The 10,699-nt window shown below is 29.2% G+C and carries 12 protein-coding genes; all 12 read right to left on the bottom strand.

Annotated features, from left to right (window positions below; genetic code table 11):
• Positions 1 to 773, bottom strand: a 773-nt coding sequence (locus AVBRAN9331_RS09375) for an XdhC family protein (protein WP_336612893.1), incomplete at its 3' end; no start/stop codon positions are given.
• On the bottom strand, positions 766 to 1,563 hold the full coding sequence (gene yqeB / locus AVBRAN9331_RS09380) for a selenium-dependent molybdenum cofactor biosynthesis protein YqeB (RefSeq protein WP_336612894.1): 798 nt from the start codon (positions 1,561 to 1,563) through the stop codon (positions 766 to 768). The genes AVBRAN9331_RS09375 and yqeB, both read right to left, overlap by 8 nt.
• Positions 1,556 to 2,119 carry an NTP transferase domain-containing protein gene (locus AVBRAN9331_RS09385; RefSeq protein ID WP_214150225.1) on the bottom strand — a complete coding sequence of 188 codons (564 nt, stop codon included), beginning with the start codon at positions 2,117 to 2,119 and terminating at the stop codon, positions 1,556 to 1,558. Before AVBRAN9331_RS09385 ends, yqeB begins: the two co-directional genes overlap by 8 nt.
• Positions 2,116 to 2,790, bottom strand: a complete 675-nt coding sequence (gene yqeC / locus AVBRAN9331_RS09390) for a selenium cofactor biosynthesis protein YqeC (RefSeq protein WP_336612895.1) — start codon at positions 2,788 to 2,790, stop codon at positions 2,116 to 2,118. The genes AVBRAN9331_RS09385 and yqeC overlap by 4 nt, the downstream gene beginning before the upstream one ends.
• Positions 2,780 to 3,241, bottom strand: coding sequence for a (2Fe-2S)-binding protein (locus tag AVBRAN9331_RS09395; protein ID WP_214118859.1), 462 nt, complete (start codon positions 3,239 to 3,241; stop codon positions 2,780 to 2,782). Before AVBRAN9331_RS09395 ends, yqeC begins: the two co-directional genes overlap by 11 nt.
• Positions 3,231 to 4,106, bottom strand: a complete 876-nt coding sequence (gene xdhB, locus AVBRAN9331_RS09400; protein ID WP_239802931.1) for a xanthine dehydrogenase subunit XdhB — start codon at positions 4,104 to 4,106, stop codon at positions 3,231 to 3,233. The genes AVBRAN9331_RS09395 and xdhB overlap by 11 nt, the downstream gene beginning before the upstream one ends.
• Positions 4,094 to 6,391 (bottom strand): xanthine dehydrogenase subunit XdhA, encoded by a 2,298-nt coding sequence (gene xdhA, locus AVBRAN9331_RS09405; protein WP_214150223.1) that lies wholly within the window; start codon positions 6,389 to 6,391, stop codon positions 4,094 to 4,096. The genes xdhB and xdhA overlap by 13 nt, the downstream gene beginning before the upstream one ends.
• Positions 6,392 to 6,399: 8 nt before the next feature.
• A complete protein-coding gene (locus AVBRAN9331_RS09410; protein WP_214118853.1) occupies positions 6,400 to 7,734 on the bottom strand; it encodes a uracil-xanthine permease family protein in 1,335 nt (444 codons plus the stop codon).
• Between the two features lie 236 nt (positions 7,735 to 7,970).
• Positions 7,971 to 8,666: an ABC transporter ATP-binding protein gene (locus AVBRAN9331_RS09415; RefSeq protein WP_336612896.1), complete on the bottom strand. Its 696-nt coding sequence runs from the start codon at positions 8,664 to 8,666 to the stop codon at positions 7,971 to 7,973.
• Positions 8,666 to 9,418: an ABC transporter ATP-binding protein gene (locus AVBRAN9331_RS09420; RefSeq protein ID WP_214118849.1), complete on the bottom strand. Its 753-nt coding sequence runs from the start codon at positions 9,416 to 9,418 to the stop codon at positions 8,666 to 8,668. Before AVBRAN9331_RS09420 ends, AVBRAN9331_RS09415 begins: the two co-directional genes overlap by 1 nt.
• Positions 9,415 to 10,434 (bottom strand): branched-chain amino acid ABC transporter permease, encoded by a 1,020-nt coding sequence (locus AVBRAN9331_RS09425; RefSeq protein WP_214150221.1) that lies wholly within the window; start codon positions 10,432 to 10,434, stop codon positions 9,415 to 9,417. Before AVBRAN9331_RS09425 ends, AVBRAN9331_RS09420 begins: the two co-directional genes overlap by 4 nt.
• The coding region (locus tag AVBRAN9331_RS09430; protein ID WP_442862300.1) for an ABC transporter permease subunit at positions 10,434 to 10,699 on the bottom strand (266 nt) is incomplete at its 5' end. The genes AVBRAN9331_RS09425 and AVBRAN9331_RS09430, both read right to left, overlap by 1 nt.

Genomic DNA, 10,699 nt, shown 5'->3' on the forward strand with positions numbered 1-10,699 from the left:
TTTTTTTTATGTGCTAATTTACCTTGATTTTTGATAAGTAAAATCTCACTTAAAATACTAAACGCAATTTCTCTTGGCTCCTGATTTGCAATGTCTAAACCTATTGGAGCATAAATTTTATTAAATAATTCGGCACTAAAATTATCTTTAATCAGCTCATCTTTAATGAATTTATGTTTAGTTTTACTTCCAATAACACCAACATATTTTGTATTTTTATCTATTACATTTTTTAAGCATTTATAATCATCTAAATGAGATTTTGTAACAATAATTACATAAGTATTATCATCAATATCTAAAAAACTCAAATCTTCATAATTGCTAAAATATTCTTCATTTGCTAAACCTTGCAAATAATCTTGTCTATCATCAATTAAAATGGAATAAAAACCTAAATATTTTGATAAAAATAGTATTTCTTTACCAATATGTCCTGCTCCACATATTATTAATTTTGCTTTTTGATTAATAATTTTTATATAACCACTCGCAAGCCCGCCACACTGCATTTTTAAGTCTCCATTCGGTGTTAATTCGTGATTAAAAATTTTACTTTTATTATTTTCTAAACATTCTTTAGCTTCTTTTAAAACTTCAAATTCTAATTTACCACCACCTATACTTCCAATGCTTGTGCCATCGCTAAATAAAGCCATCATAGAACCTGCATTTCTAGGAGTGCTACCACTTGATTTTGTAAGAGTTATTAAGGCAATTTTTTCATTTTTCTCACATCTTTTATATATTTCTTTTATTATCAATTCATCCATTTTTATTCCTATTTTCAAAATACATCAAAGCTTCAAGAACCCCACCACCTATGCTCCTAGCCTTATCTGAAATACTAAAGCAATTTTCATATTCACTAATTCTTGGGTCAATATCTGCAATTTTAAGACCCTTTACTACTTCAAAATTATCATTAATAATACCTCTTAAAAGCCCACTTATACTAGCTTTAACAGGTGTATTATCAATATATGCAATAATTTCTTCTTCTTTTACAATATCACCTATTTTAGCAATAGCTTTAAAGATTCCATTATCGTTTGCATAGATTACTCTTTTTGCTCCAATTCCTTTTACTTCAGCAGGAATTCCTGTATTTTCTTCAGTAAAACCACTTAAAATAACCTTGCCTAAATTATGGCCGCGATTACTCTCAATTACAGCGTGAGCGTCAATTCCAGCACAAAATCCAGGTCCAATAGCAATCACAACAGGAGCCATATTAATATTTGTTCCTAAATTCCTTTTAGCTAAAATTGAATCAATTAAAGCCCTTGGTTTTATATAATTTAAAATATCTAAATTCTCATCAATTATAATAGGGATAAAATCCTTACAATCTAAAATCTCATCTTTATTAACTAACTTCGCTTTTATACCTTCTATTTCACAAGTTTTATCATAAACTGCTTGAGAAAAACAAACTTTTGTTCTAATTGAACTTGGTTTTAAACATTCTAATAAAAGTATCTTAAAGCCTGCTCTAAAAAGCCTAGCAGCAATACCGCTAGCAATATCACCCGCTCCTCTAATAATTATAAATTCACTCATCAATCAACCTTAAATCTTCTTTAGTATCTATATCTTTTCCTTCTAATTCATCATATAAATCAACAAAAATTACTTTATCTTTATATTTTTGAATTAGCACTCTTCCACCACTATCATTATCTAATTCGCACAATTCTTTAAAATATTTTTTATCAAAAATAGTAGGCAAGGAATTAATATTATTAAATCTAGGAACAACAATATAATTTTCTTTATATTTTGAAATGATAGTTTTTATTGAATTAGTTTTTAAAAATATTTGATCAATCGGTAAAAATATGGCGTAATCATAATCTAAAACATTATTTAAAGCTATTTTTATACTTGTATTTTGACCCTTATTAAAGGCATTTAAAACCACATTAAAATCTTTATAATTTGTCTTTAAATACTCGTAATTATTCTCATTAGCAACTATTTTAATATCCATATTAAGCTCTAAAGTTTTTTGAATAATCAAATCAATAAAATAAGTATTTTTATATTTTAAAAATGATTTATTTAAACCAAGCCTTCTTGAATATCCAGCTGCTAAAATAATACAAATTCCTTTCAAAAATTAAGCCTTATATATTTTTCTTCTTTTAAAAAACCAGCTAATAATCTAAAATTTTTTAATCTTTTTGCAAGTTCATTTAATACTTTTAAATCATCACATCTATTAAAAAAAATAAAATTATCAGAATTTAAACTAATATTTTCAAACATTTTTAAACAAATTTTTTCTATTAAATCAATACTTAAAACATCATTTTTACTCACTTCAAATACTTTCAAAAAATCATCAAACCTATGAATGAAATTCTCATTTAATTGATAATTTAATAAATGAAGTGGAATAATTCCTATTATTTTATTGGTATTTTCTAAAATAACAGGCTCATTATTTTTCCAAACTTTATAAGGCAATTCCTTAGCTCCATCAGCTTCATATATAAACAAATCACAATTTTTATAAAAATCACTAAAATCATCTAAAGCATTTACTTTATTGTCAATAATTTTTCCACATAAATTAACGCCTTTTTTAAGATTTGTAATACTTGTTTGATTATATAGATTATTAAAATTTATATCTTTTACTTCATACATTTTTGTACTTGTTGTAAGAATTGTGATTTTATCTTGATTTTGTTTAGCTAGATTATAAGCAAAAGTGGTCTTCCCACCAGAGCCTATAATCGCAATTTTGTCTTTATATTTAATATCTAAAGCTTCATTTAGCATTATTTGCAGTATCTTCTATGGCTTGAAAGATTTTTTTATATCCTGTGCAACGACATAGATTACCAGACACCCCTCGCCTTATTTCAAACTTAGTAGGCATTTTATTTTTACTAAGCAAAGCAGTTGATGAAATAATAAACCCAGGAGTGCAAAATCCACACTGAACAGCTCCATTTTTTACAAAATTTTCTTGTAAAAGACTTAAGCCATCAAAAGGGGTTAAACCTTCTATAGTAGTTATTTTTTTACCATCAGCCCAAGCTGCTAAATAAATACAGCTATTTACATTTTTACCATCAACTAAAACAGCACAAGCTCCACATTCACCAACACTACAGCCTTCTTTAGTTCCACTTAGTTGCAATACATTTCTTATTAATTCAAGCAATGACATTCTAGGGTCAATGTGTAATTCATAAAATTTATCATTTATATAAGTTTTAATTTTCATAATTTTTTCCTATTAATTCATAAATAGCTCTTTTTGTAAGCGTTGTTAAAAGATTATTTCTAAAATCTTTAGAAGCTCTCCAAGAATCTCTTGCCTTTGTTTCATTTAAAATATTATTAGCAATTTTTTCAATATTATCTTTAGTTAATTTTAAACCTTTTGCTAATTTTTCACTTTCTTTAGCTCTAATAGGAGTAGGAGCAGCCACTCCGTAAGCTAATTTTAAATCAATTATCTCATCATTATTAGTTTTTAACATAACACTAACTCCAATTGTAGCTATATCCATAGCATTTCTTTGAGCAAATTTTATATATTTACTAACATAACCATTAAAAGATTTTTTAGGAATTTTAATACTTGTTAAAATATCTCCTTTTTCTAATTTAACAACACCAGAACTGATATAAAAATCATTTATAGCAATTTCTTTGCGTGTGTCTTCATTGTAAATAACCAAAATCGCATCAAGAGTAAAAAGACTTGAAGCACTATCAGCAGAAGTTGCGCCATTGCAAATATTTCCACCTATTGTAGCCATATTTCTAATTTGCGGGCCACCAACTAGAGCAGCTGCTTGTTTTAGATTTGTTAAATTATTTTTTATAATTTCATTATTTTCTATATCATCAAAAGTGCATAATGCGCCTATATGAATAAACTCATCATCAATTGTTATGGTTTTTAATTCTTTTAAAGTATTAATTCCTATTAAATGCTTATTTGCATATTTTTTATCCAAACTTCTAAGTTTAATTAAAATATCAGTTCCGCCTGCAATTAATACCGAATCATCTATAGTTTTTAATAGCCTACTAGCTTCATTAACGCTTTTTGCTTCCGTGTAATTACTTAAATAATACATTCTTTATCCTTAGCTTGAAAAAATCTTTCTGGTGTTATTGGAATTTGATTAAACTCTATATTTGTAGCATCAAGCACTGCATTTCTAATAGCAGGTGCAGGAGAACACATAGGAGGTTCACCTAAAGACTTATTACCAAATGGACCATAAGGGTCATAATTATCAACAAAACTAACATCTAAATCAGGAACATCAAGTGCAGTTGGAACTTTATAATCTAAAAGATTATTATTTAAAATCTTACCTGTTTTTTTGTCATATTTTAATTCTTCTAATAAAGCATAAGGAATTGCCATTCCCATTCCACCTTCTACTTGAGAGCTTGCTAAAAGTGGATTTAATACCTTACCAGCATCATGAACATTTAAAATATCTAATATCTCTATTTTTCCTGTATTCATATCAACTTCAACCATAGCCATAGTAATACCATAACTATAAGAATTTGTATGGCAATTTACACTTGCAAATGCCGATAAACTTTTAGCCTTTTGCCAATCATAAGTAGTGTGTAAAGCAAAATCAGCCAAACTCATTAAAACTTCTTTATTCTTAAAAACAATATTTGCATTTTCTAAATCAAGATTTGCAAAATCAACATCTTTTAATCTCGCTGCTGCTTTTAATATTTTTGTTTTTAATTTTAAAGCAGCTTCTTTTACTGCAAGCCCTGTTACATAGCTTTGTCTTGAAGCATAAGCTCCTGTATCAAATGGAGCTGTATCTGTATCAGTATTCGCATCAACTATAACCCAATCATAAGGAATACTTAAAACTTCTGCTGCCATTTGAGCTAAAACCGTATCAGAACCTTGTCCGATTTCAGTTGAACCTAGCATTAGTTTAATATGTGCGTCTTGATTTAGTATTACTCTAGCTGCTGCTGTTTCTAAGCCCTTTGGATAAACACCTGTTGTATAAGTAAAGGTTGCAAGCCCTACCCCACGCTTTTTATAAGGGTGTTTAAATTCTTTACAGGCTTTTTGTTTTTCATAGTAATTAAATTTCTCTTTAGCAACCTCAATACATTCTTTTAATTTAGCTGATTTTTGAATAACTTGATTTAGTGGATTTAAAACATCATTTCCTACTATATTTTTTTCTCTAAAACTAATAGAATCAAAACCCATTTTTCTAGCTACATTTTCCATAAAACTTTCTATAAAAAACATAACCTGTGGAACTCCATATCCTCTCATAGCCCCAGCTGTTGCTATATTTGTATGAACGGTTTTAATGTCATATCTAAAGTTAGGAATATTATATAAAGATAATAAAACTCCACCACCTTTAATACCAACCGAATGAGTATGAGATGCGTAAGCTCCTTTATTTGATAATACTTCTATATCTAAAGCATTTATAAAGCCATCTTTACTAATACCCATTTTTGCTTTATATTCCATTTCGTGTCTTGTTCTTGTATATGCGATACTTTCTTCTCTATCAAGTGCAATTTGAACAATTTCTCCACCCATAGCCATAGATAAAGCAACGCAAAGTGGCTCTATTGTTACTTCTTGTTTATTACCAAAACCACCACCAACAAAAGGTTTTATTACTCTAAAATAACTCCAATGTTTTTCAAAAACTTCGCCTAAAATTCTTCTTAAAATATGTGGAATTTGAGTTGAACTTACTACCACATAACGATTATCTTGGTCTTTATAAGCATAAGCAATCTGATTTTCCATATGGCAATGTTGCTGTAAAGGAACTTTAAATGTATCACTAAAAACATAATCGCTATTAGCTAAAGCCGATTCTACATCTCCAACTTTACTAATAGTATGAGCCATTATATTGCTATCTAAATCCTCATGAATTTTCGCAGCCCCTTCTTGCATTGCTTCTTGTGGGGTTAGATAAAAAGGAAGCTCATCATATTCAACCTTTACCTTACTTACAGCAATTTTTGCAGCTAAATCAGTGGTTGCAATAACAGCTGCTATTTCATCTCCAAATAATCTAACATGCTCTGTTAAAATGGTTCTATCATACCTATCTCTAGTCTTTGGGTCTAGTCCAAATGGATGACCTGCGGTTGCAAACTTAGTTTTTGGCATATCTTTATAAGTTAAAATTTTAATAACCCCATCAACCTTTAAAGCTTCGCTAAAATCAAAACTTTTAACATATCCATGTGCTATGCTAGATCTTACTATTCTTGCATAAAACTTTTTCTTAGTAGGAATATCAGCAGTATAAATTGCTTTACCTGTAACTTTAGCGTAAGCATCCCATCTTGTTTCACTTTTACCTATCGTTTTAAATTCTTCTTTCATACTCACCCTTATTTATCTTTTGCAAAAATTAAAGAAGCTATCATAGAAATTACACAAACTCCTACTATGCTATCTTTAAAAACCCAACTTATATAACCTGGCAAATTACTAGTAATTTCAGGATGGACTCCAAACCCATACCCAAGACCAAAAGTAATACCTAATATCATTACATTTTTGTTGCTAAATCCAGCATAAGCTACAATCTTAATACCATTTATCAAAATCATAGCAAAAATCATAATAACTGCACCCCCTAAAACACTATCTGGAATAGTCCTAAAAACAGCTCCTAATTTAGGAATAAAAGCTGATACTATAATAAAAAAAGCACCTAAAGCTATGCAATATTTATTTATAATTTTTGTCATTGCTATTATTCCTGCATTTTGACCATAAGCTGTATTAGGTAAAGCATTTAACAAACTAGCCACCATACAACCAACACCATCTGCTAAAATAGCTCCACTGATTTCTTTTTCTTTAGCACACCTATTAAAAGCTGCTACGGTAATTCCATTAACATTTCCAATAGTTTCTAAACTTGTGATTATATAAACGATAATGGCACTTACAATAGGGGCTAGTTCAAAATGAAATTCATTAATTAAAATAATTGGAATAGGCAAGCTAAACCAACTTGCTTCGCTAATAATACTAGTATCTACTCTACCTACCATATAAGCTAAAAAATATCCCACAACAAGACCTATTAAAATAGCTGAAACTTTAAAGATACCCTTTGCAAATCGTTGAATAGCAATAATGATTGCAAAAGTGCTAAAAGATAAACATAAATTAATAATATCCCCATAAGTTCCCATTTTTTTAGCAGCTAAACCACCCGCACAATAATTAACACCTACATCTAATAAATTAATGCCGATTGCAATTAATACAACACCTATTACTAATTCAGATAAAATCTTTGTGATATATTTGTAAGCAAAACCAATAAATATAGTAATTATACTGCCTATAAGAGAAGAAGCTAAAATTGCACTAAAACCATAAGTATTTGCAACACTTATAGCTGTTGGCACAAAAGCAAATGTAGTCCCCATAACTATTGGAAGATTAGCACCTATTTGGATATTTTTATATTTGATTGGATAAAGTTGCAGAAGAGTTACTATACCAGAAGCTAGCATAGCTGATTGGATTAAACTGATACTTTCTTGCGTGGATATTACAATACTCGTACTATTTAACACCCCTATAATTATCAAAATGGGGGCTAAATTTCCTGTAAACATAGCAAGAACATGCTGCATTCCCAAAGGAAGTGCTACAAAAAACGGGGGTTTTCCTTCTAGTTGGTAAATTAAATTCTTATTTTTCATCACACACTTTCATTTTAGATAAAAGTGATTATATAAAATCTTACTTAAAATCATCTTGATATTTATTGATAATGCTAAAACATAAGTAGAATTAAATTCCTAAGTTAAATAATAAAAATATATTTATACTAAAAAAATAATCATTATAAAATCTCATATATAAATATTAATTTATAACAAGGCTAAAATAAATCATATTAAAATATAAAACCGAAAAATTAATTCCGATTTTATATTTAAATTCCTAAATATTTTTTGCGAATATTATCATCATTTGCAAGGTCAATTCCTTTGCCTTCTAAAACGATTTTACCATTTTCTAAAACATAAGCCCTATCGCTTATTTTTAATGCTTGTTGGGCGTTTTGCTCTACTAATAAAATAGTAATTCCTTCATTTTTTAAAACCTTAATTATCTCAAAAACTTCTCCTACAATCTTAGGTGCAAGTCCTAGACTTGGTTCATCTAACATAAGTAATTTTGGCTCTCCCATTAAAGCTCTTGAGATTGCTAACATTTGTGCTTCTCCGCCGCTTAAATTCCTTGCTAAGGTATTGTTTTTTTGCTTTAAGCGTGGGAATAATCTATACATTTGCTCTTTTAAATGCTCGTAATTATCAGCATTATAAAACGCCCCCATTTTAAGATTATCTTCTATGCTAAGATTTGAAAAAACCCTTCTTCCTTCTGGCACAAGGCTAATTCCTTTTTGAACTAGAGTATGAGTTTTATGCCTTTCTATTTCATAACCTAAAAAATTAATCTCCCCACTACGCTTAGGAATATTCAAAATCGCATTTAAAGTGCTAGTTTTACCAGCCCCGTTACTGCCTACTATACTTACGATTTCTCCTGAGTTTATATGAAAACTAATATTATCAACAGCTTTAATCAAGCCATAATGAACGCTTAAGTTTTTAACCTTTAACATTAAAAATCTCCTAAATATGCTTTAATTACTTCATTATTATTAACTGCTTCTTTTGGTGAGCCTAAGAAAATACTCTTACCATAATCAAGCACTAAAACCCTATCACATAAGCTATTTACAAACTTCATATCATGCTCAATCAACACTATACTAAGCTCTTTTTTAAGAGTAGTTATAATATCTGCTAATTCATTGCTCTCAGTCCCATTCATTCCTGCTACAGGCTCATCAAGTAATAATAATTTTGGCTTTAGTGCTAATGCTCTTGCTATTTCTAATTTTCTTTGTTCTCCATAACTTAATTCGGTTGATTTTGCATTAGCTAAATGAGAGATTTTAAGAGTATTTAGTATTTTTATCGCTTCTTCTCTTGCTTGTTTTTCAGCCTTTTTATATCTTGCAATATGCAAAAACGCTTCAAAAATATTGTAATTAATACTACAATTTAGCCCTATTAAAACATTCTCAAGCACACTCATAGATGAAAATAATCTAATATTTTGAAAAGTCCTTGCAATGCCTAATTTTGTGATTTCTAATTGATTTAGATTTGTAATGTTTTTATTATCAAAAATAATCTCACCCGAACTTGGTTTATAAGCTCCTGAAATTATATTAAATAAAGTAGTTTTCCCTGCTCCATTAGGTCCAATAAGTCCAAAAACTTCACCTTTTTTAACGCTAAGATTTGCATTATTTATAGCCTTTACTCCACCAAAATTCTTATCAATATTCTTAAGCTCTAAAATCATTTTTTAAACCTTTTAAAAATAATATCGCTTAGCTCCTTATCGCCAAAAATCCCACGCCTTGCAAATAGCATTACTAAAATTAATATGATAGAAAACACAAGCATTCTAAGTCCTGGCAAACCTTTTGTCTCATAACCAAAAATATTCATAGGTTCATCTAAAAATCTAAGCCACTCACTTCCACCAATTACTAAAATAGCTCCAATAATTGCTCCTGTAGTGCTTCCTAATCCGCCTAAAACTATGATAATTAATAATTGAAATGTAAATAAAAAGTCAAATTGTTCAGGCGTAACACTTGTGATATAACAAGCTAAAAGCCCACCTGCTACACCTTCTAAAAAAGCACTAGTCCCAAAAGCTAAAGTCTTAATCCTAAAAGTATTAATCCCCATAGCTAAAGCTGCATCTTCATCATCTCTTACAGCCTTCATTGCTCTGCCATATTTTGAATAAATGATATTAAGTATTAAAATAACGCTAATAATAGTAATAATTCCAACTATATATAAAAAATTATTCGGTTTTGGAATTTCATTTAACCCTTGCACTCCGTTTGTAAAAGCTGCGAAATTAAGTGCAATTAATTTAATAATTATCCCAAATCCAAGCGTAACGATAGCTAAATAATCTCCCCTTACACGAAAAACAGCAAAACTTAAGATTAAAGATAAAACCAAAGCACCAAAACCACCCGCTAATAAAGCTATAAAAAAGCTATCAGTATGAAATGATAAAATAAATGGATGCGGGTCTAATAAGCTAAATTGATCTTGCTTAGCTTCAATATCAAGCAATAATAAAGCCGTAATATAAGCACCAACTGCTACAAAACCATTAGGCTCTAGGCTAAATTGCCCTGTTACACCATTGATTAGATTATAAGATACTGCCAAGATTATAAAAATACTAATATTTATAAAAGTTCTTAAAGCATAATCACTCAAGCAATATTGAGCCGCAAAAATGCTTAAAACTGCTAAGATTAAAATGATTATTGAAAATATATTTTTCATTAAAATCTACTCCTTTCATAATCTTGTCCCATAATTCCTGTTGGTTTAAACAATAAAACAAATACTAAGAATATAAATGCAAAACCATCTTTAAACCCTGCTAAATCAGGCACAAAAGCTACTATTAAAACTTCGCAAAATCCAATTATAAGCCCACCAAGAACAGCTCCGCCAACGCTACCAATACCACCTAAAACAGCAGCTCCAAAAGCCTTAAGCCCTATTAAAACTCCCATATTAGGGTCAATTTGTGGATATTTACACG

It is taken from the genome of Campylobacter sp. RM9331 (genome assembly GCF_020137685.1).
In the GTDB taxonomy this organism is placed as follows: Bacteria; Campylobacterota; Campylobacteria; order Campylobacterales; family Campylobacteraceae; genus Campylobacter_E.

What these genes read in the sequence shown, in the direction of transcription:
- yqeB (WP_336612894.1), bottom strand. Translation starts at nt 1,563, where the DNA reads ATGAGTGAATTTATAATTATTAGAGGAGCGGGTGATATTGCTAGCGGT.
- yqeC (WP_336612895.1), bottom strand. Translation starts at nt 2,790, where the DNA reads ATGCTAAATGAAGCTTTAGATATTAAATATAAAGACAAAATTGCGATT.
- AVBRAN9331_RS09395 (WP_214118859.1), bottom strand. Translation starts at nt 3,241, where the DNA reads ATGAAAATTAAAACTTATATAAATGATAAATTTTATGAATTACACATT.
- xdhB (WP_239802931.1), bottom strand. Translation starts at nt 4,106, where the DNA reads ATGTATTATTTAAGTAATTACACGGAAGCAAAAAGCGTTAATGAAGCT.
- xdhA (WP_214150223.1), bottom strand. Translation starts at nt 6,391, where the DNA reads ATGAAAGAAGAATTTAAAACGATAGGTAAAAGTGAAACAAGATGGGAT.
- AVBRAN9331_RS09410 (WP_214118853.1), bottom strand. Translation starts at nt 7,734, where the DNA reads ATGAAAAATAAGAATTTAATTTACCAACTAGAAGGAAAACCCCCGTTT.
- AVBRAN9331_RS09415 (WP_336612896.1), bottom strand. Translation starts at nt 8,666, where the DNA reads ATGTTAAAGGTTAAAAACTTAAGCGTTCATTATGGCTTGATTAAAGCT.
- AVBRAN9331_RS09420 (WP_214118849.1), bottom strand. Translation starts at nt 9,418, where the DNA reads ATGATTTTAGAGCTTAAGAATATTGATAAGAATTTTGGTGGAGTAAAG.
- AVBRAN9331_RS09425 (WP_214150221.1), bottom strand. Translation starts at nt 10,434, where the DNA reads ATGAAAAATATATTTTCAATAATCATTTTAATCTTAGCAGTTTTAAGC.